The 26,436-nt window shown below is 59.6% G+C and carries 22 protein-coding genes; 11 read left to right on the top strand and 11 right to left on the bottom strand.

Features of this window, described 5'->3' with window-relative positions; all coding sequences use genetic code 11:
* Position 1: 1 nt before the first annotated feature.
* The 5 genes from KBY08_RS04425 to KBY08_RS04445 form a co-directional block, all read right to left on the bottom strand.
* Entirely contained in the window at positions 2-1,180 is a 1,179-nt protein-coding gene (locus tag KBY08_RS04425) for a glycosyltransferase (RefSeq protein ID WP_024661216.1), read from the bottom strand.
* The gene (locus tag KBY08_RS04430) at positions 1,180-3,171 is read right to left on the bottom strand and encodes a GumC family protein (RefSeq protein ID WP_003403730.1); all 1,992 of its coding nucleotides are present in this window, start codon (positions 3,169-3,171) and stop codon (positions 1,180-1,182) included. The genes KBY08_RS04425 and KBY08_RS04430 overlap by 1 nt, the downstream gene beginning before the upstream one ends.
* Positions 3,172-3,188: 17 nt before the next feature.
* Entirely contained in the window at positions 3,189-3,968 is a 780-nt protein-coding gene (locus KBY08_RS04435) for a polysaccharide biosynthesis/export family protein (protein ID WP_003403729.1), read from the bottom strand.
* Positions 3,969-4,100: 132 nt separating this feature from the next.
* A complete protein-coding gene (locus KBY08_RS04440; RefSeq protein WP_024661215.1) occupies positions 4,101-5,558 on the bottom strand; it encodes a mannose-1-phosphate guanylyltransferase/mannose-6-phosphate isomerase in 1,458 nt (485 codons plus the stop codon).
* Entirely contained in the window at positions 5,558-6,994 is a 1,437-nt protein-coding gene (locus tag KBY08_RS04445) for an undecaprenyl-phosphate glucose phosphotransferase (protein WP_024641794.1), read from the bottom strand. Before KBY08_RS04445 ends, KBY08_RS04440 begins: the two co-directional genes overlap by 1 nt.
* A gap of 521 nt (positions 6,995-7,515) precedes the next feature.
* Here KBY08_RS04445 and yegS point away from each other — a divergent pair.
* Complete coding sequence (yegS, locus tag KBY08_RS04450; RefSeq protein ID WP_011268343.1) at positions 7,516-8,433, top strand: lipid kinase YegS; 918 nt, start codon at positions 7,516-7,518, stop codon at positions 8,431-8,433.
* On the opposite strand, the gene KBY08_RS04455 is transcribed toward yegS, so the two are convergent.
* Both KBY08_RS04455 and KBY08_RS04460 read right to left on the bottom strand, forming a co-directional pair.
* A complete protein-coding gene (locus KBY08_RS04455) occupies positions 8,417-9,079 on the bottom strand; it encodes a response regulator (RefSeq protein ID WP_003403720.1) in 663 nt (220 codons plus the stop codon). The genes yegS and KBY08_RS04455 overlap by 17 nt on opposite strands.
* A 166-nt stretch (positions 9,080-9,245) precedes the next feature.
* Positions 9,246-9,677, bottom strand: a complete 432-nt coding sequence (locus KBY08_RS04460; RefSeq protein WP_003403718.1) for a hypothetical protein — start codon at positions 9,675-9,677, stop codon at positions 9,246-9,248.
* A 450-nt stretch (positions 9,678-10,127) separates the two neighbouring features.
* Here KBY08_RS04460 and KBY08_RS04465 point away from each other — a divergent pair, with 450 nt between their 5' ends.
* Complete coding sequence (locus KBY08_RS04465; RefSeq protein WP_003315817.1) at positions 10,128-11,054, top strand: chemotaxis protein CheV; 927 nt, start codon at positions 10,128-10,130, stop codon at positions 11,052-11,054.
* A 102-nt stretch (positions 11,055-11,156) separates the two neighbouring features.
* Positions 11,157-11,966 carry an MOSC domain-containing protein gene (locus KBY08_RS04470; RefSeq protein WP_024641793.1) on the top strand — a complete coding sequence of 270 codons (810 nt, stop codon included), beginning with the start codon at positions 11,157-11,159 and terminating at the stop codon, positions 11,964-11,966.
* Between the two features lie 57 nt (positions 11,967-12,023).
* Here KBY08_RS04470 and KBY08_RS04475 read toward each other — a convergent pair whose 3' ends face one another.
* Complete coding sequence (locus KBY08_RS04475) at positions 12,024-13,952, bottom strand: transglycosylase SLT domain-containing protein (protein WP_024638383.1); 1,929 nt, start codon at positions 13,950-13,952, stop codon at positions 12,024-12,026.
* Between the two features lie 204 nt (positions 13,953-14,156).
* On the opposite strand from KBY08_RS04475, the gene KBY08_RS04480 reads away from it, so the two are divergent.
* Positions 14,157-16,067 (top strand): ATP-binding cassette domain-containing protein, encoded by a 1,911-nt coding sequence (locus KBY08_RS04480; protein WP_024638384.1) that lies wholly within the window; start codon positions 14,157-14,159, stop codon positions 16,065-16,067.
* 69 nt (positions 16,068-16,136) lie between these two features.
* Here KBY08_RS04480 and KBY08_RS04485 read toward each other — a convergent pair whose 3' ends face one another.
* Entirely contained in the window at positions 16,137-16,577 is a 441-nt protein-coding gene (locus KBY08_RS04485) for a universal stress protein (protein ID WP_011268338.1), read from the bottom strand.
* Between the two features lie 130 nt (positions 16,578-16,707).
* Here KBY08_RS04485 and KBY08_RS04490 point away from each other — a divergent pair, with 130 nt between their 5' ends.
* The 7 genes from KBY08_RS04490 (at position 16,708) to KBY08_RS04520 (ending at position 25,190) form a co-directional block, all read left to right on the top strand.
* The gene (locus KBY08_RS04490; protein ID WP_024638385.1) at positions 16,708-17,145 is read left to right on the top strand and encodes a hypothetical protein; all 438 of its coding nucleotides are present in this window, start codon (positions 16,708-16,710) and stop codon (positions 17,143-17,145) included.
* A gap of 691 nt (positions 17,146-17,836) precedes the next feature.
* Positions 17,837-20,002 carry a fatty acid oxidation complex subunit alpha FadB gene (gene fadB, locus KBY08_RS04495; protein ID WP_024661214.1) on the top strand — a complete coding sequence of 722 codons (2,166 nt, stop codon included), beginning with the start codon at positions 17,837-17,839 and terminating at the stop codon, positions 20,000-20,002.
* Positions 20,003-20,006: 4 nt separating this feature from the next.
* Complete coding sequence (gene fadA / locus KBY08_RS04500; RefSeq protein WP_003417674.1) at positions 20,007-21,182, top strand: acetyl-CoA C-acyltransferase FadA; 1,176 nt, start codon at positions 20,007-20,009, stop codon at positions 21,180-21,182.
* Positions 21,183-21,284: 102 nt separating this feature from the next.
* Positions 21,285-21,521: a DUF1653 domain-containing protein gene (locus KBY08_RS04505; protein ID WP_003315802.1), complete on the top strand. Its 237-nt coding sequence runs from the start codon at positions 21,285-21,287 to the stop codon at positions 21,519-21,521.
* Positions 21,522-21,634: 113 nt separating this feature from the next.
* Positions 21,635-24,247, top strand: a complete 2,613-nt coding sequence (gene topA / locus KBY08_RS04510; RefSeq protein ID WP_024641788.1) for a type I DNA topoisomerase — start codon at positions 21,635-21,637, stop codon at positions 24,245-24,247.
* Between the two features lie 123 nt (positions 24,248-24,370).
* Entirely contained in the window at positions 24,371-24,892 is a 522-nt protein-coding gene (locus KBY08_RS04515) for a DUF6586 family protein (RefSeq protein ID WP_024638388.1), read from the top strand.
* Positions 24,893-24,956: 64 nt separating this feature from the next.
* A complete protein-coding gene (locus KBY08_RS04520; RefSeq protein ID WP_003315798.1) occupies positions 24,957-25,190 on the top strand; it encodes a hypothetical protein in 234 nt (77 codons plus the stop codon).
* Between the two features lie 14 nt (positions 25,191-25,204).
* Here the strand turns inward: KBY08_RS04520 and sulA are convergent, their stop codons facing one another.
* Together sulA and lexA are read right to left on the bottom strand one after the other, a co-directional pair.
* Positions 25,205-25,675: an SOS-induced cell division inhibitor SulA gene (sulA, locus tag KBY08_RS04525; RefSeq protein ID WP_003403697.1), complete on the bottom strand. Its 471-nt coding sequence runs from the start codon at positions 25,673-25,675 to the stop codon at positions 25,205-25,207.
* 9 nt (positions 25,676-25,684) lie between these two features.
* Entirely contained in the window at positions 25,685-26,293 is a 609-nt protein-coding gene (gene lexA, locus KBY08_RS04530) for a transcriptional repressor LexA (RefSeq protein ID WP_024661213.1), read from the bottom strand.
* Positions 26,294-26,436: the final 143 nt, after the last annotated feature.

A 26,436-nucleotide genomic window follows, 5' to 3' on the forward strand; every position in this document is an offset into this window, starting at 1 on the left:
GTCACTTCTCCTGGCAGGCCTGGCGAAATACATCCTGAAAATGTTCTGCGGTATGGCTCCAGACCCTGGCCTTGCCCATCTGCGCGGCGTTGTCGGCCCATAGCCTGACCAGATCCGGTGTTGCGCAGGCACGCGCCAGGGCTCGTGCCAGCCCCTCGACATCGCCTTGCGGGTAGATCGTGCCGTTGCCATGCGAGACCTCTTCGGCAAACGAGCGTGCATCCGAAGTGATTACGCCTCTGCCACAGGCCACCGCCCACGACAGCGCGCCACTGGTGCCGCGCAGCTTGCCGAGAATCTTCAGTTTGCTCGATTCGCGATAGGGCAGAACCATGACGTGGTGGGCCTGGATCACCTGCGGGATCTGCTCGGCAGGCAGGTCCAGTTGCCAGTCGATCAGGTCGACAAGGCCCAGTTGGCGGATGCGCAGTCGCAGTTGTTCCAGATAACTGCCGGATGGGCCGAAGGCCATTTCCGGCTCGCTGCCGCCGGCCAGGGTCAGGCGCACGCTCGAGCGCAGTGCAGGCTGAGCAATGAATACGCTGGACAGCGCATCGAGCAGGTCTTCGATACCCTTGCCGCGATAAATGAAGCCGAAATACAGCAGGCGCAGAGGGTTCAATGGCGGCAACGGCGCGGGGGCGATGTCCAGGTTGCCGTGATTGATGACGGCCATCTGCGCCGCTGTCAGACCCATGCGCTGGCGCAGGCTCTGGCTGCCCGCCTGGGTCAGGGTCACCAGACGGGTCATGTGCCGCGCCAGTTGCCGTTCTTCATGCAGGCACAGCGGATCGGCCAGTACCGTGGCGATCTCCGGCAGCGGCGAGCGCATGCCGCTGACCACCGACAACGGCCAGGGCAGTTTCTCGCGCCGCCAGACCAGCCGCTCGGGATCGTGCACGGTCGCGGTCAATGGCAGCCTCGGGAAGCGCCGACGCAGTGCGCGCAGCGCTTGAAACTCCGCCAGTCGCCCACCGCCCAGTTCGGCGTGGACCAGATCGATGCCGCTCCAGTCCGTTTTAGCCACGCGCTGTTCTGCAGCGCGTGGATCGTTGCCGACGCCTTGCAGCGGTGTACTGATCTGCAGACCCAGGCCTTCAAGCGCATGCCGCAGATGTCCGGCGTAATCGGCGATGCCGTTCTGTTCGGGTGGCAGCGGCGCAAGCAACGCTATTCGCATCAGCCTCGGCTCCCGATCCGCTTGAGAAAACTCAGGACCTTTTCAGGCACTTCGAAGCGACGACGGTTGATGATGATGCCGTCGACTTTCTTGAACGCGGTGTTGAGGTTGTTCAGCGTGTCTTCCAGCATCGGCACCGTGGTGTCCTGGGCGCGAACCACCAGCACGATCAGGTCAGCCTTGCGCAACAGCACGAAGGCATCCTGGTTCGCCGACAGCGCCGAAGCGTTGATCAGCACAATTTCGCCCGGAATGGCCGGACTGCGGCCTTCGGTGCGTACCCGATGGCCCTGTTCGATCAGCAGCGCGCTCAAGCGCGCGATCACGAACGACACGCCGGCCCCGTACTTGACCGAAGTAAAACCGATGGTAAGCCCGCGCTCTTCTACCTGGTCCAGCGGCAGAATGCCGTACACCCGATGCAGGTTCGAGGTGAGGGCTGCACTGCGTTCCTGGGCACGTTCCAGGTCGGGGAGGCTGGTCCAGACCGGAACACCGAAGCTGCTTTCGATCTTGTCGCCGTCATGAATGCGCTGGTCCAGCAGGTAGAAGAAGTACAGTGCCACGGCACCGACCACGACGCTCAGCGGGAACGCCAGAAACAGCATCATCAGGCTTTTCGGGAATACCCGGCTGGGGTTGAAGGTCGCCTCCTCGATGGTCGCGATATTACTGATCTGGCTGTTGTCCAGTTCACGGTCGATACGCGATTTTTCAAGGCTGTTTTTGTACAGTGCATAGCTTTTTTCTGCCGCATCCAGCTCGTTCTGCAGGCGTGACAGTTCCGGCTCCAGATTCAGTGCCTGCTGGCGGTCGCGTTCCAGTTGCGCGATTTGCTCGTTCTGCTGGATGAACTGGGTTTGCAGGCGCGCGTAGCTGGTCTGCTGGTCGGCGTACACGTTCTGCATGCGGTTGTAGATCGGGTTGGGCGTGATGCTTTCGGAACGCTGTACGGTGGCGTCCTGTTCCTTGAGCAGCTTTTTGAGGTTACTGACTTCCGCGTTGATCGCACGAATCGGCGGCGCCTCGTCCTTGAATGAGCGAAGCATTTCCTGACGCTCCACTTCCTTGCCGTTGATGCGGTTCTGCAAGTCCTGGCGGTTGGGGTTGAGGGCCAGTTCGCGGCCTGCCGAGACGGTCTTTGGCTGCTCTGCCAGTTGTTTCTTCAGCAGGTCCAGACCTGCCTTGGTCGAGGCAATCGAGCGGGTGGTGTTGTTGCGCTCGGTGCGCAGATCGTTGAGCGCCTGCGAGGTGTCGGCCAGACGCTGGGAAATACTTACCGCGCTCAACTGGTTCAGGTAGTTCTGGATCTGCTTCTTGTACTCGATGATGTTCGCACCGGTCGTCTTAACTTCCGCTTCGTAGAACGCGTACAGGCTGACCCGGCCCAGTGTCTTGGTGCGCTGCGTCTGGTACTCGGTGATCCAGGTCCTGAGCACGGTCTGCGCGACTTCCGGGTCGCTCCAGGTAAACCTCAGCTCCATCACTGATGAGCCAGGCTCATGGCTGACCTTGAAGTTTTTCTCCAGATCCTCGGCCAGACGTTCGGCCTGGGAGCGGTGTTCCACCAGCCCGATGAATTGCAGAACGCTGCGCACGCCGTTGACCAGCGCTCCGACGACGGTCTTGATGCCGTTCTTTACCGAGGCCAGAACGCCGGTTTCAGGCGGCACCATGGACAGCTCGGCGAGGTATTTCTCGGACACCGCACGCATGATCGGCCGCCCGCTGAGCATGCGCTCCTCGTCGAGCAGCGGATCGCGCAGGCCGCTCGGTATCACGATGGCCTGTCGGTCGGACAACTCGATTGGCACAGTGCTGCTGTCGCGGCCTGGCTTGACCAGCAACAGGGCGGTGGACTCATAGCGGTTAGGGAGCAGAAACGCGCCCAGAAGAATGATGACGAACGTCGCCAGCACGGTAATCCTGACTTCGCGCAGGAAGATGAACAGCAGGCGCAGCAAGTCGCGGAATGAGCGGATGTTGATCATGTCTGTTTCCCTGACAATTAATTGTTGTTGCGCAGCTCGTAGTTCAGGCCCAGGCCGATCGACTTCGCGAAGGGGATCAACTGGTTGAAATACAGGGATACGCCGTCAACCTTGTTGCCGACCGATGATTTGGGAACGAACACGATATCGCCGCGTTTCAACAGGACCGGGGCGGTAGGGCCACCGGCGCCGCCTGCCCAGAGGAATTTGCTGTAATCGAAGAAGTAGGTCTTGTAGAGCCCGTTTTCTTCCTGACGCAGCAGCGCGACCTGACCGGCATCGGCATCGAGCGCCACGCCGCCCGCGCCGACGATGGCCTGGTCGAGGTTGGTGGCGACGTTGACCGGCAAGGTGACCGAGTTGCGTACTGCGCCGCCGACAAACACCGTGTTACCCGGTGACTGGGAAATGTTGATGGTCAGCGCGGTCTCGCGGTAGACGCTCTGCAGTTTGCTTTCCAGCAGGTCGTTCAACTGTTGAAGGGTCAGGCCCGCAGCCTTGACGGTGCCGATATAAGGGTAGGAAAAGGTGCCGTCGTTGAGTACCTGAAACAGGGTCAGTTCATAGATGGAGTTGGCGGTAAACGCTGAAATCGACGGCGCCTCGCCACTGTTGCGCACGATGCGCAGCGTGTCACCGGGGCGGATTCGCTCCGGCGGCAGTGGCTTGCCAGCCAGTGCGCGGCCCGCAGCCTGGCCGGCCTCGATTTGCGCACGGTCATCGGGCAGGCCCACCCTGGAAGGGGTATTGCACGCACTCAACAGCAATAAGCTGGCGATCAGCATCATGCTTTTCATTGTTCCTGAACTCCTGTCATGCACAAATACGGCTCCCTCGCGGGTAATAAATTCATGTTGGCGGGTCATGCCTGTTCCGGGTGCTGTCGATTGCGTGCCGCTTGAATCAAGCGGCGCGTGTTGCTGCGCCGATCAGCTCTTCATGGCCTTGTCGGGTACACGTCCATAAATGTCGGTAAAACGCACGATGTCGTCTTCGCCCAGGTACTCGCCGCTTTGCACCTCGATCATCACCAGATCGATGACGCCGGGGTTGACCAGACGGTGTGTGTGGCCCGGTTTGATGAAGGTCGATTCATTGGTATCCAGCATGAACTCGCGCTCGCCGTTGGTGACGCGGGCCATGCCGCTGACCACGATCCAGTGTTCGCTGCGGTGATGGTGCATCTGCAACGACAGTGACGCCTGCGGGCGAACCACGATGCGCTTGATCTTGAAACGCTTGCCTTCTTCGAGGACGGTGTAGGTGCCCCAGGGGCGTGTAACGGTGCGGTGCAGGCGATAGGCATCATGGCCCTGACGCTTGAGCTCCTGAGCGATGATCTTGACGTCCTGACTGCGGCCGCCGTCGGCGATCAGCAAGGCGTCGGGGGTGTCGATGATGATCAGATTGTCGAGGCCGATCGCGCCCACCAGACGCTTGGGGGAATCGATGTAGCAATTGCTGACGTCGTGCAGCACGGTTTCGCCATTGCAGTAGTTGCCTTGAGCATCGACCGGAGACAGTTCACGCACCGCCTGCCATGAGCCGATATCACTCCAGCCAAGCTGGCAAGGCACCACGGCGACTTTGTCGGAGCGTTCCATCAGCGCGTAGTCGATGGAAATGTCCGGTGTCAGGGCAAACGACTCACTGTCCAGCTCGACCTGCAGCTCACGGTTGCCTTCCTTGCGCGGGCTCGATTCCAGGCACGCGCTGACGGCGCTCAGGACGTCCGGCGCATGCGTGCGCAACTCGCGCAGCACGGCGTCGGCGCGCATGCAGAACATGCCGGCATTCCAGAAATGCTGACCACTGTCCAGATAGCCCTGGGCAGTGATCGCGTCCGGTTTTTCGACAAAACGGGCGACCTGACAGGCGTCGGCATTGAGTACCGGGCCTTTCTCGATGTAGCCAAAACCGGTTTCCGGCGCGGTCGGCAGGATGCCGAACGTCACCAGCCAGCCCTCTGCGGCCAGCTTCTGTGCAGCTGTCACTGCTCGGGAGAATTCCGCCACGTCGGTAATCAGGTGATCGGCAGGCAACACCAGCAGTTGCGCCTCGTCGCCATACAGCTGGCTGACATGCAGTGCCGCAGCGGCAACCGCAGCTGCCGTATTACGGCCGAAAGGCTCAAGGATGAAATCCAGGCGTGCATTGCCCTTGTTCAACTGGCGGTAGTCGTCCACCGTGCGGAAATACACTTCCCGGTTGGTCACCGTCAGCAGACGCTCGACGCCTGGCAGGCCGACTGCACGCAGAAAGGTCTTCTGCAGCAGGCTCTGGCCGTCTGGCAGGCGCATGAACGGCTTGGGCATGGCTTCACGCGAAACCGGCCACAGGCGTGTGCCGGAGCCGCCGGCAATGATGCAGGGAATGAGCGTGCTCATCAGTAAGCCTCACGGGTGAATAGCACTGCAGGCACAGTGCGCATAAGGATGTAGAGGTCGAACCAGACGGACCAGTTTTCTATGTACTCAAGGTCGAACTCGACGCGTTTTTCGATTTTTTCAACGGTGTCGGTTTCACCCCGATAGCCGTTGATCTGCGCCAGCCCGGTAATGCCTGGTTTGACGCGATGCCGCGAGGTGTATTCCTTCACTGCCTGCTCGAACAGAATCCCGGCAGCCTTGGTCGCCGTGGCATGCGGGCGCGGCCCGACCATCGACATGCTGCCCGCCACCACGTTGAACAGCTGTGGCAGTTCATCCAGGCTGGTCTTGCGAATGAAGCGTCCGACCCGGGTGATTCTGGCGTCGCCGCGGGTGGTTTGCCGCTCGGCCGTCGCATCGGCCTGGTGCTGATGCATGGAGCGGAACTTGAACACTTCGATCAGGCGATTGTTGTACCCATAGCGCTTCTGACGGAAAAACACCGGGCCTGGCGAATCGAGCTTGATCGCCAGTGCGACCAGCAGCATCAAGGGGGACAGCGCCAGCAATGCCAGCGATGACAGCACGATGTCTTCAGCGCGTTTGATGAACGGCGACCAGCCACTGAGCGGCAGGTCCGAGGCATTGAACATCGGCAGTCGGGCGACTTCGGTGATGCGGTTGTGAGTGTGTCGAAAGGCGATCATGTCCGGCACCAGCAACACATTGACCGGTAGCCTGCGCAATTCGCGGATGATGTAGTCCATGCGGTTTTCTGCCGTCCAGGGCAGGGCGACCAGCACCTGAGTCACTTTCTCTTCACGGATCAGCCGTTCCAGGTCGTTGGTATTGCCCAGCAGTGGCAGGTTGGCGACGGTCTTTGGCATGCGCCCGATACGGTCGTCGATAAAGCCGGTCACCCCCGAACGAATGTCCTGATGTTCAAGCAGGTATTCGGCCAGACGCTGGCCGTTTTCCGTCGCGCCGAGGATCACGGCATGCTGCAGGAAGACGCCCTTGCGCATCTGATGTTTGAACAGCATCAGCAACAGCAGGCGAATGATGCCGAACAGCGCAAGGCTGGTCAGGTACCAGATCAGCAGTTCTTCGGGGGGAAGGTAGCCGAACAGGCCCATCGCCTGCTGCATGAACAGCAACAGTCCGAAGGCGGCAGTCCAGGCCAGCGCCATTGCGCCCATGCGCAGGTCGTTGCTGAACAGTGCTTCGGAATAGACGCCCATGGCCTGAAACACCAGCAGCCCGACAAAGCCGAAAAACAGCAGCATGGCCATGTAGCTCTTCTGTGTTTCCGGGCTGCCATCCTTGATCAGCAGCATGATCAGGAGGCCCGGCAAAATGCAGGCGATACCGTGAGCCAGGCGGATGCCAAAAAGAAAGTATTCGACCAGGCTGGTGCGGGTCAGCGAAAGACTGTCAACGGGTTGCAACCTCATAGAAATCCCTTACTCCCTGTATGCATCTGAATTCTGCTGATCCTGGACGTCTTTCTATTGTCTGCCTGCAACACCCGAAGGCGTTTCTACGTGGACAGTGTCCAAGCGTAGCCAGTTACGCGTCGTGCGTATGAGGAATCCGGATCGTCTTTTGTAGATATCACTTTATATATGTCGTCCCTTAGCGGATTTTATTTAAGCCTTTTCAATCATTTGTGAAGGAAATTTCCCTCAAGTGAGGGTAATGCTGTCAGTAAAGCTCATGAAACGAATAGCGACAGGACAAAAGTGCTTCAGCCTTGATGCAGGCGTTGATCCTGACAGCCCGTTGCGTGGTTTTCCCCAGTGCCGGCAGGGGCAGACGAGCTGTTGCGGGGGTGAAAAATTTTTCCGAAATGGATGGGCTTTTTCCGACTGCCCGGGGTCACAGTCATGCGTCGTGCGAAATGTAGGCGGGCGCCGATTATACAAAGAGCATCGCTCGCAGGCTTCAATTGGTAGGGTTCGGCAGAGGAGGTGTCATGACACAACGCAGGGCAATGCTCATTCTTCACGGTAAACAGGCGCTCAATGAAGACGTGCGTGACGCTGTGGCAGACAAGCGCAAGCAGGGCTGGGAACTGGACGTGCGACTCACCTGGGAAGCTGGCGATGCCCAGCGCCTGGTCAGCGAAGCCCTGGCGGCCGGCCATCGGCACATCGTCGCAGGTGGTGGCGACGGCACCTTGCGCGATATCGCCGAAGCCCTGGCACTGGCCGAAACCAGTGCCAGCCTGACTATTCTGCCGCTGGGGACTGCCAACGACTTTGCCCGTGCGGCCGGCGTGCCGCTGGAGGTCTCCAAAGCCCTGCAACTGATGGACGTGGCCCCGCGTGCCGTCGATCTGGGTGAGGTCGGTGGCAAGCTGTTCCTCAACATGGCGACCGGCGGGTTTGGCAGCCAGGTCACGGCGAACACGTCCGAGGACCTCAAGAAGGTGCTGGGGGGTGCCGCCTATCTGTTTACCGGCCTGACCCGATTCAGCGAGCTGCATTCGGCGCATGGCGAGCTCACCGGACCGGATTTCCACTGGCGCGGCGATCTGCTCGCCCTGGGTATCGGCAATGGTCGGCAGGCGGGCGGTGGACACGAGCTGTGCCCGACCGCACTGGCCGATGATGGTCTGCTCGACATCAGTATCCTGCCGGCGCCTCAGGAAGTGGTCGGCACGCTGAGGAGCCTCCTGGAGGGCGGGCTGGGTATCGATAATATGTTCATTCGTGCGCGTTTGCCGTGGGTAGAACTCAAGTCCACCCAGGGTCTGGATATCAATCTGGACGGTGAGCCGCTGTCGGGCGAGGACCTGCGTTTCGAGGCCCGGCCAGGCGCGCTTCACGTGCACCTGCCAGCGGACTCGCCGTTACTGGGCGGCGCACCGAAGCTCAATCGTCCAGACTGATAATCCGTTCGCGAACGCAGAACAGCACCAATCCGGCCACGTCGAATATCTGCAGGCGCTTCATGACCTGGGCGCGGTGAGTCTCGATGGTCTTGACGCTCAGTCCCAGGCCATCGGCGATCTCGCGTGTGGACTTGCCGCGCACGATCAGGCGCAGGATTTCAAGTTGCCGAGCGGTCAGGTGATACCGTTCCTTTGCCGACCGGGCCCTGTCGGATCGCTTGCCACGCAGGGCGCGCTCGATGACGGTGTGGGCAATGGCCGGGCTCAGGTAGCGCTCGTTGCCACGCAGCGCCCCCAGTGCCTGTTCGAGTTCCGCAGCCGTAGTGTCCTTGAGCAGGTAGCCCTGCGCGCCAATGTCGAGCGCACGCATGATCATGTCCGGATCGTTCTGCATCGACAGGATCAACACCTTGCAGTGCGGTTGCACCTTCAGCAGCTGCTCGAGTGCATCCAGGCCGTCGACACTTTTCATGCAGATGTCGAACAGGATGATGTCGGGCTTGAGCTGCTGCGCAAGACCCGCCAGCTGCGCGCCGTCAGCCGTTTCGCCCAGGATGGTGTATCCAGGCATGTCTGCAACCAGCGCTCGCACGCCGGCTCTGATAAGGGAGTGGTCGTCGACCAGTAACAGATTGCAGGTCATTGTGATTTCTTGTGCAAATGGGGCCGCTCAAGCGCGTGTGCAGTCTCCGGTCATGCTTGAAGACGATGTTAGCGGCAGTGAAGACAATGAACGGAAAATGCTGACGTGACAACGCTGCCTCAATGACATCGCGATGCGATGCTCAACGGCCGGGCGTTATCGAGTGTTATTGGCGGGTCGCATCTTTCGGCGAGGCCGATTGCGCGGAGACGCTGGCCAGTTTTTCCAGCAGCTCGAGCTGTTCGTGGTCGTCCATCGTCAACTCGCCGGTGTGCGGATCGAGAAGTTCGACTTGCCAGTACATCAGTGTCAGGCAGTTCTTGACTGCCAGCACGGCTTCCTGGGAAAGCTCGCTGGCCTGGCTGCCGGTTTTCAACAGTTGACACAACTGGCGGGAAAAATCGGCAATGCACGGCACAGGAACGGCTTCTGCCTCCTGCGCCAGCTTGCGCAGGGTTGTCAGCAGGCAGCCGGTAGCGTCCTCATCGTTGGGGATCAGCTCCAGATGCGAAAGACATTCTTCCGACTTGTGCAAAAGTGCCTGAGACAGGTTCAGGAACTCGTCGTGCTTGTGCTGCCAATCGTTGTGGCTCAGCATCCTTTGTCTCCACTGATCATGGATAGCGAACTTCCGCCCGCGGCGAATGGCTGACAGTTAATGTCGATTTCAAACAAAAGTATGTAGGGCGTTTCTGAATGTTGCCAGCGTCGCTCGATTGCAAGGATTGGGACGCGGACACAAATCGGATGCCATTCATTTAGTGAGAATGCCGTCACAATAGTGGCAATTAGATGTCGATCATATCAGGTTATCCCTGATTGACTTTTCGCAGGTCTTTGATTCGGCTTTGGCCGCAAAGGGCCACCGAGGCATTTCCGGTGCTGGTTTGTGGCTGGATTTACGTGTCTTGAAAGCGACACCAGTAAAGCATGATGCTAAAATGACATCAATGCTTGAGAGTGGCCGTTCATCGCCATTAAGGTCCGGCTGATTTCAGCCGATACAGGCTCAACAGAATCAACGCGACCATCGCTTCAGGAGCTAATAATGGCAGGCATTCTCGACACAGTAGATCAGCGCACACAACTGGTGGGCGAGAATCGCCTGGAAATCCTCATGTTTCGCCTTGCCGGTCGGCAGTTGTTTGCGATCAACGTGTTCAAGGTCCAGGAAGTATTGCAGCTACCCAAGCTGACCCTCATGCCGCAACGTCACTCGTTTGTGTGTGGCGTGGTCAACCTGCGCGGCCAGACCCTTCCGGTCATCGACCTCTCCCAGGCCATCGGCATGCGTCCGCTGGTGCCGGGTCCAGGCAGCACGATCATCGTCACCGAATACAACCGATCGGTTCAGGCGTTCCTGGTTGGCGGCGTCGACCGCATCGTCAACATGAACTGGGATGCCATCATGCCGCCGCCGGTCAGCGCCGGTCGTCAGCATTACCTGACCGCGATCAGCAAGGTCGATGATCAACTGGTAGAAATCATCGACGTTGAAAAAGTACTCGCCGAGATCGTGCCTTACAACGCCAAGGTGTCCCGCGAGAAGCTTGAAGACCCGGTGCTGGAAAATGCCCGTGGCCGCGAAGTGTTGCTGGTCGACGACTCCAAGGTCGCGCTGGCGCAGCTGCGCGACACGCTGTCTCAGTTGGGCCTCAAGCTGCACGTCGCCAGCGATGGCCTCAAGGCGCTGAACATGCTCAAGGCCTGGGCGGATGCAGGCGAGAACGTGCATGAGAAGCTGCTGATGGTGTTCACCGATGCGGAAATGCCGGAAATGGACGGCTATCGTCTGACCACCGAGATTCGTAACGATGCACGCCTGCGCGGTTTGTACATCGTCCTGCATACCTCGTTGTCCGGCAGCTTCAACGAATCGATGGTCAAGAAGGTCGGCTGTGACAACTTCCTTTCCAAATTCCAGCCCGACAAGCTGGTCGAGGTTGTGCGCGAACGTCTTCTGATGATTGTCTGACACCGCGCTCGATTCTACATCGCGAGTGCCGCCGGCTCCGGCATCGGATAAGCTTTGCTGTCTGCAGCAAAGCTTATCCAGCCCTCAAAGGAATCGGCGCCCATGTTACGTCTCAGCTCGCTCTATCGTTTCCCGCTCAAATCCTGCAAGGCCGAGTTGATGCAGCGCGCATCGTTCGATGCGTTGGGGTTGGCGGGTGATCGACGCTGGATGCTGGTCGACGCCGGCAATGGCAGGTTCTTCACTCAGCGCGCGCTGCCGCACATGTCCCAACTGTCGGTGTTGTGGAACGCCAGCGGCGGTGTAACGCTTTCGGCACCCGGCTTCGAGCCTCTGGATGTCGCGGTTCCGCCGGATATCGACTTGAACCTGCGGGGTGTGACCGTCTGGCGTGACTCGTTGCAGGTGCCGGACGCGGGCGATGAGGCAGCCGAATGGGTCAGCCGGTTTATCGGCAAGCCCACGCGTATGGTCTATCTGCCGGCAGAGCGTGCACGCTGGATCCCTGGCGGCTATCAGACGGTCAACGACCGGGTGAGCTTTGCCGATGGTTTTCCATTGCTGCTGATCGGCCAGGGCTCGCTCGATGACCTGTCAGCGCGCATGGGCAGGCCGATGGAAATGCTGCGCTTCAGACCCAATCTGGTGATCGAAGGGGCCGAGGCCTTTGCCGAGGATGGCTGGAAACGTATCCGCATCGGCGACATCGAGTTCCAGCTGCTCACGCCTTGTGCGCGCTGCATCCTCACCACCGTCGACCCGGCAACCGGCGAGCGCAGTGCAGATCGCGAACCGTTCGCTACGCTCAAGACTTATCGGGAAGTGGAAGGCAGCGTGCTGTTCGGTCAGAACGTGGTCAACGAGGGTTTGGGCGAGCTTGAAGTGGGGATGTCAGTCGAAGTGCTGGAGTAGGGGCAGGCGCCGCCGTTGTCTGGCAGGAGTGCTTAACGCAGCACTCCTGCCGACCGGTCACTGGTCGTCGAAAAACCGCTCGTGCCAGTCCACCAGAGGCTGCGGCGAGTTGAGTTTCTGGCCGTAGATCACCGAGTACGACAACACGTTCTGCACGTACTGACGGGTCTCATCGAATGGAATGCTCTCTACCCAGACATCGAAGGCCAGATGGTTGGCACCTTTGAGCCATTGGCGCACGCGCCCGGGACCTGCGTTGTAGGCCGCTGAAGCGAGCACCCGATTACCGTTGAACTGCGCATGCACCGAGCTCAGGTAGGCGGCGCCCAGCTGGATGTTGGTGTCCGGATCCAGCACCTGCTGAGGCGAGGCCAGCGGGATGCTGTATTTGCGCGCAGTCTCCTTGGCGGTGGCAGGCATCAGTTGCATCAGCCCGCTGGCGCCGACGCCCGAGCGGGCATCGTCCATGAAGGCGCTTTCCTGGCGCGTGATGGCGAACACCCAGCTCGAATGCAGGCCGCGCACCTTGGCTTCGCGCACCAGCGTGTCGCGGTGCGCCATCGGGAAACGAATATCCAGATCGTCCCAGTATTGCGCCTGGCTGATGGTACGGATTGCCGGGAAATACCATTGCATGTCATAGGCCAGCTTGGCCTGGGCAACCATCTCGTCACGATTGAACAGGCGGCTCACGTGATACCACTCGCGTCGGCCGTTGACGATCTCGCCGCGATCGTGAAACTCCAGTGCGCGACGCACGCCCGGCGTGTTGCGTACCTTGTTGATCAGTGCCTGGCTCAGCACCAGCGGCTTGTTGTTGAGCTGGTAGGGGCTTTGAGTGCGGTCGGCAGCCAGAAACCCGTAGAAATCACGCTCCTTGGCGACATCCTTGTACAGCGCGGCAATCAGCGGGCTGTTGGGTTGTGCCAGTTCCAGAGAGCGCGCTTCCCAGTAACGCCAGCGATTGGTCGCTGCCAGATCCTTGGGCAGTCGGCGCGCCAGCTCGTAGGCGTCTTCCCAGCGACCCAGGCGCAGCAGCAGGCGCAGGCGCCATTCGGTCACGGTGTCGTCACGCAATTCAGGGTCGTATCTGGTCATGACCTCCAGTGCGCGGTCGTCATAACGACGTGCCAGGGTCAGGCCGATTTCCTTGGCAATCTCGACCTGCTCTTCGCGGGAGAAATGCATGGTCGCGGCATAGCCATCGAGCATCGACAGGGCTTTCTGCGGGTCCTGCTTGGCGAGCCGGCGCAGGCCGAGACCGACCACATCGGACATCGCCTCGTCTACCGGGGCAAATTGCGACGGGTTGCTGACCATCTCCGGTTTCTGCGCGACCGCCAGCAGCAGACGGCCTTGCGGTGCCAGCGAGTTGAGGCTGTCCACCAGCGTGCTGGCCAGACTGTAATTGCGCGTCTGTGCCGCCAGCTTGGCGCGCTGCCAGCGCTTCTGTTCGGTCAACTGGCCGGCGGCCGCCCACTGGGCAAAGAAACCGTCACAGGCCGCGGGTAATGTCTTGCCGGTCATCCACAGCTTTTCGGCACTGGCAAAGCCTTCGGCGCGCTTGTTGCTGTTCAGCTGATACTGCCCGTACAGGCAATCCAGCTCGACGAACTTCATCTTCGGGTCGTAATACTTGACGAAGGTTTGCCAGTCGCCACGCTCGGCCAGCCAGCGCAACCAGCGCAGCTTCATCCAGTTGGCTTGCGGCAGGTCGCCGTGCTCGGCAAGAAACTTCTCGATTTCGGGATTGCTTGCCGTTTTCAGGCGTGTCGTCAGTTCGTCGTATTCGAGGTAAGGCTCCAGCGGATAGTCGGCCAGGGCCGTGGCGTACATCTGGTAGGGGCCGGAATCGCCTTTGGCCAGTGCGCGCTTTGCTTCGTCGTAATACTTGCGTTGTTGGTTGAGGTCTACCGCATGAGCAGTCTGGACGGCGGTGGCGGAGAGGAGCAGGCACGATAAAAGGCTGAACAAACGACTGCGCATGAGACTTCCGAGCAGATGAGTCGGTGAAAAGTATTGCTAGCTTAGCCTTTTGCCAGCTCTTGGTGAAAGCATTGCCGACGAGCTTGTCTCATATGGAAATAATTGGCGGTCATAAAGTCTTGTCGAGGCGCGGGGCGGTGCCACGAATGCCGACATCTGCCTGCTATCTCAGGTAGAATGCGCGCCCGGTTTTTGGAGAAGCTCATGACCCTGCTCAAATTCAGCGATGTGTCCCTTGCTTTCGGCGCCATGCCGTTATTGGACAAGGTGTCCTGGCAGATCGCCCGTGGCGAGCGGGTGTGCATCATCGGCCGTAACGGCACAGGCAAATCCAGCATGTTGAAGCTGGTAAAAGGCGTTCAGAAGCCTGATGAAGGGGCTGTCTGGCGTGCGCCCGGCCTCAAGATCGGTGAATTGCCGCAGGAATTGCCGGTAGCCGACGGACGGACGGTGTTCGACGTGGTTGCCGAAGGTCTGGATGGCGTCGGTGCCTTGCTGGCCGAGTACCACCACCTTGCGCAGAACTGCGTCACCGAGGAAGACCTGAACAAGCTGATGCATGTTCAGCAGGACCTCGAAGCCCGTGATGGCTGGCGCCTGCAGCAACTGGTCGAGAGCACCCTCAGCCGCTTGCAGCTGCCTGCCGACAAGACCCTGGCCGAACTGTCCGGTGGCTGGCGTCGCCGTGTTCTGCTGGCTCAGGCTCTGGTGTCCGAGCCGGACCTGCTGTTGCTCGATGAGCCGACCAACCACCTGGATATCGGCGCCATCGCCTGGCTTGAAGAAGCCCTCAAGGATTTCCAGGGTGCAGTGCTGTTCATCACGCACGACCGGGCATTCCTGCAAAACCTTGCGACCCGCATCCTTGAGCTGGACCGCGGCGGCCTGATCGACTGGGACGGCGACTACGCCAGTTTCCTGGTCCACAAGGAAGCCGCGCTGGCCGCCGAAGAAACCGCCAACGCACTGTTCGACAAACGTCTGGCCCAGGAAGAAGTCTGGATCCGTCAGGGCATCAAGGCGCGTCGTACCCGTAACGAAGGTCGCGTGCGTGCGCTCAAGGAGCTGCGTGTAGAACGCAGCGAGCGTCGTGAGCGTACCGGCAAGGCCAACATTCAGCTCGACACTGCCGAGAAATCCGGCAAGCAGGTCATGGTCCTCGATAACGTCAGCTTCGCCCACCCTGGCGGGCCGACACTGATCAAGGATTTCTCCATGGTCCTGCAGCGCGAGGACCGTATCGGTCTGCTCGGCGCCAACGGTACCGGCAAGACCACGCTGCTCAAGCTGATGCTCGACAACCTGCAGCCGACCGGCGGCAAGGTTGAAGTCGGTACGCGTCTGGACGTGGCCTATTTCGACCAGTTGCGTCACCAGCTCGATCTGGAAAAGACCGTAATCGACAACGTTGCCGAGGGGCGTGATTTCATCGATATCGACGGCCAGAGCCGTCATGTGCTGAGCTACCTCGGCGACTTCCTGTTCAGCCCGCAACGTGCCCGCACGCCGGTCAAGGCGCTGTCCGGTGGCGAGCGTGCCCGTCTTTTGCTGGCCAAGCTGTTCAGCAAGCCAGCCAACCTGCTGGTGCTCGACGAACCCACCAACGACCTGGACGTCGAAACCCTGGAGCTGCTCGAAGAGGTTCTGCTGACCTTCAAGGGCACCGTGCTGATGGTCAGTCACGACCGGGCATTCCTCGACAACGTCGTCACCAGTACCCTGGTGTTCGAAGGCGAGGGCAAGGTTCGCGAGTACGTGGGTGGTTATCAGGACTGGCTGCGTCAGGGCGGTTCGCCGCGTCTGCTGGGCGTCGCCGACACCAAGTCTGGGAAGGCCGAGCTGGCCAGCGCTGTGGTGCAGGCCGCACCGGTCGCTGCGCAGGACATGCCGGTGGCGAAGAAGAAGCTCAGCTACAAGCTTCAGCGCGAACTGGAAGCGTTGCCTGCGCAGATCGATGAAGTCGAAGGCAAGATGGCCGCGCTGAACGCGGAAATGGCCGAGCCGGGCTTCTACCAGCGCTCGTCCGAGCAGACTGCAGCGGTGCTGGCGCAGCTGGAAAGCCTGCAGGCCGAGCTGGACAAGCTGCTGGAGCGTTGGGCCGAACTGGACGAGTGATCGTCCGGCGCGTTCCTGAGATGCAAAAAAAGCCCGGGTTAACCGGGCTTTTCGCTGTAGCGGGTCAGCTCACTCGGGCTTCTTGAGGCTCACTGCCAGTACATCACAGGGTGCGCCGTGCAGAACGTCGTTGGCTGTCGAGCCGAGCAGTAGAGCCAGGCCGTGACGGCCATGGCTGCCGACAACGATCAGATCGCACGCTTCGCTCTTGGCCAGCTTGTGGATTTCCTGGCGTGGCTGACCGAACACCATGTGGCTTTCGCTGTGTTCCAGTTGCGGATACTTGAGCTTCAGCTTGCCGAGCTTCTCCCTGGCCTGATCGATCTGTTGCTGTTGCAGCTGTGAAAGGTCCATCGGCACGTCGCCGCCGAACGCCATCGCGATCGGTTCGACGATGTGCACGACCGACAATTTTGCCTCGCTGGCCTTGGCCAGCAGGCTGGCGCGACGGATGACCGGGTCACACTCATCGGTGAGGTCGATGGCAACCAGAATGTGTTTGTATGGCATGAGGGTGTCCTCCGGGAGAATTGCAGTGATGGGAGTATGGCTCTTTCGTTGGCATCTGGGCAGGCCCATGTGCAAGTCATTGTTTTCAAGAGTGTTGTAAAGAGCCTGAAATCGGCTGGGGGCAAGAAATATGACGGTCTGGATAGTCCTGTCAATCATTGGTGTGATGCTGAGTCCGCTGGTGTGGTTACGCCCCTCGCGCCAGCAGAGCGGCAGGATGGCGTTGCGCATGCAGGCGCGGCGTCTGGGTATGGGCATGCAACTGACACCGCAGGAGTGGCCGCACTGGTTGAGCAAGCAGCCGCCCAGCCCTTGTGCGCAGTACCATCGTCCGCGTCGGGGCTCGCATGCAGATGCCTGGGTGTACTGGCAAAGCGAGCCGGGCGAGTGGCGCAATCGCTGGCGCGAACCTTGCGAAGACGCGAAGCTGCTGCCTTATCTGCAAACATTGCCCGTGGATGCCTACAAGGTCGAGGCTGACGGGCAGCTGGTTGCGGTGTACTGGGCGGAGCGGGGCGAGGCAGAAGTGTTACAGCGTATTGATGCGCTGCTCAAGGCGCTGGCCTGACCCTGAATCGCAGGCATTAAAAAGCCCGATAACAACATCGGGCCGGGGTTGGCCAGGCAGGCCGATAATTCGTCGCGTGCCGACAGGCTTTCGCCGCCATGTCGGCTTTCGCTGTTGCGCACCCGCAAATCAGCTGCATTGCGAGCCTCTTGTGGCGCAGTGCTGCGACTCTAGACCTTTTGCTCCTTTTTGTCGCGATTCCTGCAAATATTTTTTGCGCGTGCCCTCGTGCGGTGCGTTCCTGGCTGATTTTTCCCTGTACCTATCGAATGTCACGCGGCGTGGCTATCGTCATGCATAGCCCGGCATCCCTGGCGTTGCGGCGTATCATTGCGTGCCAGATGCGGCAGCTGCAGGGCATTCGAATGGCCACTATCATTACTGCGAATGATGGAGGATCGCAGGTCTTCGTGGGCATTATGGCCTTGGGCATGCTCCTGTTAAAACGTGGATTTTCAGGCGTTTTGTCGAATTGACAATCCTGTGGTTATGCCTGATGGTGTGCGTACCCAAATCAAACGGGCGTATGAAATGAGCGTTTGGTCGTCAGAGGGCTCTGACAGAATCCCGACTACCACGTCGCGGCGGTAAGCGTGTGATTTGGCGTGTTCATCGACGGCGACGTCGTAGCCCCGTCGGACATTGAGGTCCGGCGGGTATTGTTCAGCTTCCATATTGTGGAGATCAGTTGATGATTTACGAAGGTAAAGCCATCACGGTTAAGGCTCTTGAAAGTGGCATCGTCGAATTGAATTTCGACCTCAAGGGTGAGTCCGTCAACAAGTTCAACCGTCTCACCCTCAATGAGTTCCGTCAGGCAGTCGATGCGGTCAAGGCCGACGCATCGGTCAAGGGCGTGATTGTCACCAGTGGCAAAGATTCATTCATTGTCGGCGCCGATATCACCGAATTCGTCGACAACTTCAAGTTGCCGGAAGCTGAGCTGGTCGCCGGCAATCTGGAAGCCAACAGGATTTTCAGTGATTTCGAAGACCTGAACGTGCCGACTGTCGTGGCAATCAACGGTATCGCGTTGGGCGGCGGTCTGGAAATGTGCCTGGCCGCAGACTATCGAGTCATCGCCAGCAGCGCTCGCGTCGGTCTGCCCGAGGTCAAGCTGGGCCTGTACCCGGGTTTCGGCGGCACCGTGCGTCTGCCACGCATCATCGGTGCCGACAACGCGATCGAGTGGATTGCCTCGGGCAAGGAAAACGCCGCGGAAGACGCTCTCAAGGTGGGTGCCGTGGACGCAGTGGTAGCGCCCGACAAGCTGCAGGCCGCCGCCCTTGATTTGATCCAGCGCGCCATTTCCGGCGAGTTCGATTACAAGGCCAAGCGTCAGCCGAAGCTGGACAAGCTCAAGCTCAATGCCATCGAACAGATGATGGCATTCGAAACCGCCAAGGGCTTCGTCGCCGGTCAGGCCGGCCCGAACTATCCGGCCCCGGTCGAAGCTATCAAGACTATCCAGAAGGCCGCCAATTTCGGTCGTGACAAGGCGCTGGAGATCGAAGCCGCCGGTTTCGTGAAAATGGCCAAGACTGCTGCTGCGCAGAGTCTGATTGGCCTGTTCCTGAACGACCAGGAACTGAAAAAGAAAGCCAAGGGCTACGACAAGATTGCCAAGGACGTGAAGCAGGCGGCCGTGTTGGGCGCCGGGATCATGGGCGGCGGCATTGCCTACCAGTCGGCAGTCAAAGGCACGCCGATCCTGATGAAGGATATCCGCGAAGAAGCCATTCAACTGGGTCTGAACGAAGCGTCCAAACTGCTTGGCGGTCGCCTGGAGAAAGGTCGTCTGACCGCAGCGAAGATGGCCGAAGCGCTTAACGCCATTCGTCCTACGCTGTCCTACGGCGATTTCGGCAATGTCGATCTGGTCGTGGAAGCAGTCGTCGAGAACCCCAAGGTCAAGCAGGCGGTACTGGCCGAAGTCGAAGCCAACGTGGGTGAAAACACCATTCTGGCGTCCAACACCTCGACCATCTCGATCAGCCTGCTGGCCCAGGCCCTCAAGCGCCCGGAAAATTTCGTCGGCATGCACTTCTTCAACCCGGTGCACATGATGCCGCTGGTGGAAGTGATCCGTGGCGAGAAATCCAGTGAAGAAGCGGTCGCCACGACCGTTGCCTACGCCAAGAAAATGGGCAAGAACCCGATCGTGGTCAACGACTGCCCGGGCTTTCTGGTCAACCGTGTGCTGTTCCCGTATTTCGGTGGTTTCGCCAGACTGGTCAGTGCAGGCGTGGATTTTGTGCGCATCGACAAGGTCATGGAGAAATTCGGCTGGCCGATGGGCCCTGCCTACCTGATGGACGTGGTCGGTATCGACACAGGCCACCACGGTCGTGACGTCATGGCCGAAGGTTTCCCTGATCGTATGAAAGATGATCGTCGCTCTGCGATCGACGCTCTGTACGACGCCAAGCGCCTCGGGCAGAAGAACGGCAAGGGTTTCTACGCGTACGAGACCGACAAGAAGGGCAAGCCCAAGAAGGTCAATGACCCGGCAGTGCTGGACGTGCTCAAGCCGATTGTCTACGAGCAGCGCGAAGTCAGCGATGAAGACATCGTCAACTGGATGATGATCCCGCTGTGCCTGGAAACGGTCCGCTGCCTGGAAGACGGCATTGTCGAAACCGCTGCCGAGGCTGACATGGGCCTGATCTACGGTATCGGTTTCCCTCCGTTCCGTGGCGGCGCGCTGCGCTACATCGATTCCATCGGTGTTGCCGAATTCGTTGCCCTGGCTGACCAATACGCCGAACTGGGTGCCCTGTATCAACCGACCGCGAAGCTGCGTGAGATGGCCGCCAAAGGCCAGAGCTTCTTCGGTCAAGCGTGTTCCGAGGAATGAACCAATGAGCCTTAATCCAAGAGACGTCGTGATTGTCGACTTCGGTCGCACCCCGATGGGCCGCTCCAAGGGCGGCATGCACCGCAACACCCGCGCTGAAGATATGTCCGCGCACCTGATCAGCAAATTGCTCGAGCGCAACAACAAGGTCGACCCGGCTGAAGTCGAAGACGTGATCTGGGGCTGCGTCAACCAGACCCTGGAGCAGGGCTGGAACATCGCGCGCATGGCGTCATTGCTGACCCAGATCCCGCACACCTCGGCCGCCCAGACGGTAAGCCGTCTTTGTGGTTCGTCCATGAGCGCGCTGCACACGGCTGCTCAGGCAATCATGACCAACAACGGTGATGTGTTCGTTATCGGCGGTGTCGAGCACATGGGCCATGTCAGCATGATGCACGGCGTTGACCCGAACCCGCACATGTCCCTGCACGCTGCCAAGGCCTCCGGCATGATGGGCCTGACCGCCGAAATGCTCGGGAAAATGCACGGCATCACCCGCGAGCAGCAGGACGCGTTCGGTCTGCGTTCCCACCAGCTGGCGCACAAGGCGACGCTGGAAGGCAAGTTCAAGGACGAAATCATCCCCATGCAGGGCTATGACGAGAACGGTTTCCTCAAGGTCTTCGACTACGATGAAACCATCCGTCCGGACACCACCCTGGAAAGTCTGGCGGCACTCAAGCCTGCCTTCAATCCAAAAGGTGGCACCGTGACTGCCGGTACGTCCTCGCAGATCACTGATGGTGCGTCGTGCATGATCGTCATGTCGGCCCAGCGTGCCCAGGACCTCGGTATCCAGCCGCTGGCGGTGATCCGTTCGATGGCAGTGGCCGGTGTCGACCCCGCAATCATGGGCTATGGTCCGGTTCCGGCCACCCAGAAAGCGCTCAAGCGCGCCGGTCTGAGTATTGCCGATATCGACTTCTTCGAGCTCAACGAAGCCTTCGCTGCACAGGCCTTGCCGGTGTTGAAAGATTTGAAAGTGCTCGACAAGATGAACGAGAAGGTTAACCTGCACGGCGGCGCCATCGCTCTGGGGCATCCTTTCGGGTGTTCCGGTGCACGCATCTCCGGCACTTTGCTCAATGTCATGAAGCAAAATGGCGGCACCTTCGGTGTGTCGACCATGTGTATTGGTCTGGGTCAGGGCATCGCGACCGTTTTCGAACGCGTCTGATTCCCGAGTGTGATGCGAGCCGGGGCTTGGTGCCCCGGCTTTTGTTTTTTGAAAAAATGGTTTCAGGCAAATTTTTTGGACGTGTTACAAGGGGACCGCGACATGCAACTGCAACCAGGGCTCTATCGCCATTACAAGGGCCCGCACTACCGGGTTTTCAGCGTTGCAAAACATTCCGAAACCGAAGAGGAAGTCGTGTTTTATCAGGCTTTGTACGGCGATTTCGGCATGTGGGTACGTCCCTTGAGCATGTTTCTGGAGTCGGTCGAGGTTGACGGCGAGCACGTCCCGCGCTTTGCTCTGGTTGAGGCTGAACCCAGCCTGTTTTCCCGAACGTGAGAGGCGATTGCACAACAGGCTGTGCTTGACCTCACCTTGTAGCCACTATATATAGCGTGGCCTTTACAAGCTCCTCACTGTCTTTCATCTAGTATTCAGGAATTTTCTGATCCATGGGCAAATCGCTGGTCATCGTGGAATCCCCGGCTAAGGCCAAGACCATCAACAAGTATTTGGGCAACCAGTACGTGGTGAAGTCGAGTATCGGCCATATCCGAGACCTGCCCACCAGCGGTTCGGCGAGTGCCGCCAAAGATCCTGCCGCCAAGCGTGGCAAGGCTGCTGCGGGCGAAGGCCCGGTACTGACGCCGAAAGAAAAGGCGCAACGCCAGTTGGTCTCGCGCATGGGAGTCGATCCGGAACACGGCTGGAAAGCCAAGTACGAGATCCTTCCCGGCAAGGAAAAGGTCATCGAAGAGCTGCGCAAGCTCGCCAAGGATGCCGACATCATCTATCTCGCGACGGACTTGGACCGCGAAGGGGAAGCCATTGCCTGGCACCTGCGCGAAGCCATCGGTGGGGATGACAGCCGTTACAAGCGCGTGGTGTTCAACGAAATCACCAAGAAAGCCATTCAGGAAGCGTTCTCCAAGCCAGGCGAACTGGATATTGCCCGGGTCAACGCCCAGCAGGCGCGTCGCTTCCTCGACCGCGTCGTTGGCTACATGGTCTCGCCACTGCTCTGGCAGAAGGTCGCCCGCGGCTTGTCCGCCGGACGTGTGCAGTCGGTCGCAGTAAAACTGGTGGTCGAACGCGAACGTGAAATCCGTGCGTTCAACCCTGAGGAATACTGGGAGATCCACGCCGATCTGGGCACCGCCAAGGGCGCCAATGTGCGTTTCGAAGTGGCGCGTGAAAACGGCGAAGCGTTCAAGCCGCTGAATGAAACCCAGGCCATGGCTGCCCTTGAAAAGCTCAAGGCGTCCAGCTACAGCATCGTCAAGCGTGAAGACAAGCCGACCAGCAGCAAGCCATCGGCGCCGTTCATCACCTCGACCCTGCAGCAGGCGGCGAGCAATCGTCTGGGCTTCGGCGTGAAGAAGACCATGATGATGGCTCAGCGCTTGTACGAAGCGGGCTACATCACTTACATGCGTACCGACTCGACCAACCTGTCGGCTGATGCCGTCAGCATGGCGCGTGACTACATCGAAACCGAATTCGGCAAGAAGTACCTGCCGGAGTCGCCTAACGTCTACAGCAGCAAGGAAGGCGCGCAAGAAGCGCACGAAGCGATTCGTCCTTCCGACGTCAACACTCACCCGAGCAAACTGACCGGGATGGAGCGTGACGCCGAGCGGCTTTACGAGTTGATCTGGCGTCAGTTCGTGGCCTGCCAGATGCTGCCTGCGCAATACCTGTCGACCACCGTCACGGTCGCCGCGAGCGATTTCGAGCTGCGCGCCAAGGGCCGCATCCTCAAGTTCGACGGTTACACCCGTGCACTGCCGCAGATGGCCAAGCCGGGCGATGACGATGTTCTGCCGGACATGGCGCAGGGCGAAACGCTGAAACTGAACAAGCTCGACCCAAGCCAGCACTTCACCAAGCCGCCTGCGCGTTACTCGGAAGCGAGCCTGGTCAAGGAGATGGAAAAGCGTGGCATCGGCCGCCCGTCGACCTACGCTGCGATCATCTCGACCATTCAGGACCGTGGCTACGTGGCGTTGCATAACCGCCGCTTCTACTCGGAAAAGATGGGCGACATCGTCACTGGACGTCTGTCCGAAAGCTTTTCCAACCTGATGGACTATGGCTTTACCGCCGGGATGGAAGAGAACCTCGACGACGTGGCGCAGGGTGAGCGTGACTGGAAGAACGTGCTGGACGAGTTCTACGGCGATTTCCGTAAAAAACTCGAGGTGGCCGAGGCCGCTGATGGCGGCATGCGCGCCAACCAGCCGGTGATGACGGATATCCCGTGCAAGGTGTGCGGTCGTCCAATGCAGATCCGTACTGCCTCGACGGGCGTTTTCCTGGGTTGCTCCGGCTACAGCCTGCCACCCAAGGAACGCTGCAAGGCGACCGTCAATCTGACCCCCGGCGACGAAATTGCCGACGATGATGAGGGTGAGTCCGAGTCGCGGGTTCTGCGCGGCAAGCATCGCTGCCCGATCTGCAGCACGGCGATGGACGCCTACCTGCTGGACGAGAAGCACAAGCTGCATATCTGCGGCAACAACCCTGATTGCACCGGTTACGAGATCGAGGAAGGCACTTATCGCATCAAAGGCTATGAAGGTCCGAGCCTGGAATGTGACAAGTGCGGCAGCGAGATGCAGCTCAAGACCGGCCGTTTCGGCAAGTTTTTCGGCTGCACCAATCCGGACTGCAAGAACACCCGTAAACTGCTGAAAAGCGGCGACGCGGCGCCGCCGAAGATGGACCCGGTGAAAATGCCGGAGCTCAAGTGCGACAAGGTTGACGATACTTACATCCTGCGTGACGGGGCTTCGGGTCTGTTCCTGGCCGCCAGCCAGTTCCCGAAGAATCGCGAAACCCGCGCGCCGCTGGTCATCGAAATCGCCCCGCACAAGGACGAAATCGATCCCAAGTATCACTTCCTTTGCGAAGCGCCGAAGAAGGATCCGGACGGTCGTCCAGCCGTGATCCGCTACAGTCGCAAGACCAAAGAGCAATACGTCCAGACCGAAGTAGAAGGCAAGCCTACCGGCTGGCGTGCGTTCTACGACGGCAGCGCCTGGAAGGTTGAAGACAAGCGTTGATCGCAAATGTCCGGCTCAAGGGAGTCGGGCGCTGTTTTCGACAGGCATCCGCCTGTTTCGCCGGACTGTCCAGGCGTCACAGGCTATGCTGTTTTCTATCCCATCGTTGTGGAGAGTGTCGCCATGGCTCATGAGCTCTATACCCGTACCAACCAGAAAATCTATTTCGCAGGGCTCTCGCTCGAAGCGTTGGGCAGGGCGGAGAAGGGGCAGGCGGTGAACTCTCCTGCGTTGTTGCAGGCAGAGCGTGAGTCCGCGCTGTTTCATCTGTATGGTGCGCTGCTGGGCCTGTGCCACGAGATCGCTGGCTACTACCGTTTGCCGCAGGCCGGCGCGCGTCGTGCGGAAGAATTGTTGACGCAGGAAGTGCTGAACGCCATCGCCATTCCCGAAATGGCCGAGCTGGTAGAACTCGCCCAGAATCGCCAGACATGGCTTGCGCAACTACTGGCGGCCTACAACGCATTGTATGAGCCACCGCGTGCGCCGAAAAAGCTCAAGGGTGATGTCACGCAGCCGATGATACAGGCAGTGAACCTGGACGCCGAGCCGGAGTCTGAACTCTCACGTGAAGAGCTCGAAAATTGGCGTCAACAACTCAAAGGGTTGGCCATCCGTTTTCGTGAAGGCCTGAGCGAGTGCTGAAAACCAATGAAGTAAGGGCTGGCAGGCTGTTACAATGCCGGCTTATCGCGGAGTAACTGTACCAATGCCTACCTCTTTCCTGGAAATTGTCGAACTGCCTGACGGACGTATCGAGCTGCGTCGTGCCGATGACGAGGGTTCTCTGGTAACGCTTGATTTCTCTGCGGATGCCAAAGCGTTCATGCAAGGTCAGCATGTCGAAGTCGCCAAAGCCATGTTGAGTGTGGGTGTACAGATGGCAGGCCGCCTGGCTGAAGGCGAAATCGAAAAGGACGATGTACCCCACGTTCTGCACTGATCGACGACCGGGCCTCAGCCCAGCCGGATGTTCAGGCTCTGTGCTTCCCCGATTTTTGCTGCACTGATCAATTGCTGACGCGCTATGGCGCCCAGCGGGTTGATCCAGCTCACCACCGTATGACTACGGCCCAGTCGAAGTGCTTCGCGCGTCAGCTCCAGTACGCTTTGTATACCGCGTGGCTGCAGCAGCAGAATCCGCTCCCTGTTGAGTCCCGCGTCGCGCAGCCATGTCTGCGTCAGGCTGGATGGCGGGGCGATCAGTGTGAGCCAGCGCGCATCCAGTTCCTCGCTCAGCTCCCGAAGGATGGGTGCCAGCAGGTTGAGGCAGTTCCCGGCGGCGCCGCGCAATGACAGCTCACTGAAGGGCTCTGGCTCATCGCCCCAAGGCGTTTCGACTGCATTTGTGAGCAGCGGGGCGATGGGCTGGGCCAGAAACGCCTCGAACAGCGGCAATTGCGAATGCGGTGCTTGATGGAACTGCATAACGTCTCCTTAGCGGCGAATGATGCCGACGCTCAAACCTTCGATCACCAGTTCCTGATCCTTGAGATCGACCTCGATGGGTGCGAAATCAGGGTTTTCCGCCAGCAGCCAGACCTTGCTGCCTTCACGCTTGAAACGCTTGACGGTCACTTCATCGCCTATCCGGGCAACCACGATCTGGCCGTTGCGAGCCTCACGCGTGGTGTGCACGGCGAGCAGATCACCGTCCAGAATGCCGACGTCCTTCATGCTCATGCCATGAACGCGCAACAGGTAGTTGGCGCTGGGGTGGAAGAAGGAGGGGTTGATGTTGCAGGACTCTTCGATGTGTTGCTGCGCCAGGATCGGTGCACCTGCTGCAACGCGGCCGATGACGGGCAGGCTGCTGTCGTCCTGCCGCGCTTCGAAGCCGGGGATGCGAATGCCGCGTGAAGCACCCGGAGTCATTTCGATAGCGCCTTTGCGGGCCAGGGCCTTGAGGTGCTCTTCCGCAGCGTTGGGCGATTTGAAGCCCAGCTCCTGAGCGATCTCCGCACGTGTCGGCGGGAACCCGTTGTCTTCCAGGCAGCGTTTGATGAAACCCAGGATTTCAGCCTGGCGTGGCGTCAGTTTGATCATGAGGGGCGCTCTGGCTTTTTATACAGTGACTGGGATTATATACAGTGAAGGCGCGTTGGCAATCATCCATTTCATTTTCGCCGCCAGGCGGTGTTCAACCCGGTCGGAGCCTCTGGTCAAAAACCTCGGCAATGCCTGTCTTT

The sequence above is a fragment of the Pseudomonas sp. P135 genome, assembly GCF_020312125.1.
Taxonomy (GTDB): Bacteria; Pseudomonadota; Gammaproteobacteria; order Pseudomonadales; family Pseudomonadaceae; genus Aquipseudomonas; species Aquipseudomonas fragariae.

What these genes read in the sequence shown, in the direction of transcription:
- topA (WP_024641788.1), top strand. Translation starts at nt 21,635, where the DNA reads ATGGGCAAATCGCTGGTCATCGTGGAATCCCCGGCTAAGGCCAAGACC.
- KBY08_RS04465 (WP_003315817.1), top strand. Translation starts at nt 10,128, where the DNA reads ATGGCAGGCATTCTCGACACAGTAGATCAGCGCACACAACTGGTGGGC.
- KBY08_RS04470 (WP_024641793.1), top strand. Translation starts at nt 11,157, where the DNA reads ATGTTACGTCTCAGCTCGCTCTATCGTTTCCCGCTCAAATCCTGCAAG.
- KBY08_RS04430 (WP_003403730.1), bottom strand. Translation starts at nt 3,171, where the DNA reads ATGATCAACATCCGCTCATTCCGCGACTTGCTGCGCCTGCTGTTCATC.
- KBY08_RS04480 (WP_024638384.1), top strand. Translation starts at nt 14,157, where the DNA reads ATGACCCTGCTCAAATTCAGCGATGTGTCCCTTGCTTTCGGCGCCATG.
- fadB (WP_024661214.1), top strand. Translation starts at nt 17,837, where the DNA reads ATGATTTACGAAGGTAAAGCCATCACGGTTAAGGCTCTTGAAAGTGGC.
- sulA (WP_003403697.1), bottom strand. Translation starts at nt 25,675, where the DNA reads ATGCAGTTCCATCAAGCACCGCATTCGCAATTGCCGCTGTTCGAGGCG.
- KBY08_RS04445 (WP_024641794.1), bottom strand. Translation starts at nt 6,994, where the DNA reads ATGAGGTTGCAACCCGTTGACAGTCTTTCGCTGACCCGCACCAGCCTG.
- KBY08_RS04520 (WP_003315798.1), top strand. Translation starts at nt 24,957, where the DNA reads ATGCCTACCTCTTTCCTGGAAATTGTCGAACTGCCTGACGGACGTATC.
- KBY08_RS04490 (WP_024638385.1), top strand. Translation starts at nt 16,708, where the DNA reads ATGACGGTCTGGATAGTCCTGTCAATCATTGGTGTGATGCTGAGTCCG.
- KBY08_RS04485 (WP_011268338.1), bottom strand. Translation starts at nt 16,577, where the DNA reads ATGCCATACAAACACATTCTGGTTGCCATCGACCTCACCGATGAGTGT.
- lexA (WP_024661213.1), bottom strand. Translation starts at nt 26,293, where the DNA reads ATGATCAAACTGACGCCACGCCAGGCTGAAATCCTGGGTTTCATCAAA.
- fadA (WP_003417674.1), top strand. Translation starts at nt 20,007, where the DNA reads ATGAGCCTTAATCCAAGAGACGTCGTGATTGTCGACTTCGGTCGCACC.
- KBY08_RS04440 (WP_024661215.1), bottom strand. Translation starts at nt 5,558, where the DNA reads ATGAGCACGCTCATTCCCTGCATCATTGCCGGCGGCTCCGGCACACGC.
- KBY08_RS04435 (WP_003403729.1), bottom strand. Translation starts at nt 3,968, where the DNA reads ATGAAAAGCATGATGCTGATCGCCAGCTTATTGCTGTTGAGTGCGTGC.
- KBY08_RS04455 (WP_003403720.1), bottom strand. Translation starts at nt 9,079, where the DNA reads ATGACCTGCAATCTGTTACTGGTCGACGACCACTCCCTTATCAGAGCC.
- KBY08_RS04475 (WP_024638383.1), bottom strand. Translation starts at nt 13,952, where the DNA reads ATGCGCAGTCGTTTGTTCAGCCTTTTATCGTGCCTGCTCCTCTCCGCC.
- KBY08_RS04505 (WP_003315802.1), top strand. Translation starts at nt 21,285, where the DNA reads ATGCAACTGCAACCAGGGCTCTATCGCCATTACAAGGGCCCGCACTAC.
- KBY08_RS04460 (WP_003403718.1), bottom strand. Translation starts at nt 9,677, where the DNA reads ATGCTGAGCCACAACGATTGGCAGCACAAGCACGACGAGTTCCTGAAC.
- yegS (WP_011268343.1), top strand. Translation starts at nt 7,516, where the DNA reads ATGACACAACGCAGGGCAATGCTCATTCTTCACGGTAAACAGGCGCTC.
- KBY08_RS04515 (WP_024638388.1), top strand. Translation starts at nt 24,371, where the DNA reads ATGGCTCATGAGCTCTATACCCGTACCAACCAGAAAATCTATTTCGCA.
- KBY08_RS04425 (WP_024661216.1), bottom strand. Translation starts at nt 1,180, where the DNA reads ATGCGAATAGCGTTGCTTGCGCCGCTGCCACCCGAACAGAACGGCATC.